Below are 248 nucleotides of genomic sequence, written 5' to 3' on the forward strand. Positions count from 1 at the left end.
GACGGTGCGCTTCACCGTCACCCCGCTCGACGAGGACACCAACCGCGCCCCGGTGCCGCAGCCCGCGACCGCCCGCGTGCTCGCCGGCGGGTCGATCCGCATCGACCTGCCCCTCGACGGCATCGATCCGGACGGCGACTCCACCTTCCTGCTGCGCACCCCGACGGGGGCCTCGCTCGGCACGATCGACGAGACGGGCGACGACTACATCGTCTACACGGCGGCCGAGGGCGTGTCCGGCACCGACG

At 73.8% G+C, this 248-nt stretch carries 1 protein-coding gene; it reads left to right on the top strand.

The window, feature by feature from the left end; genetic code table 11:
• Window positions 1-248, top strand: a 248-nt coding sequence (locus FJ658_RS16475; protein WP_181408515.1) for an Ig-like domain-containing protein, incomplete at both ends; no start/stop codon positions are given.

The sequence above is a fragment of the Schumannella sp. 10F1B-5-1 genome, assembly GCF_006517535.1.
Lineage (GTDB): Bacteria > Actinomycetota > Actinomycetes > Actinomycetales > Microbacteriaceae > Schumannella.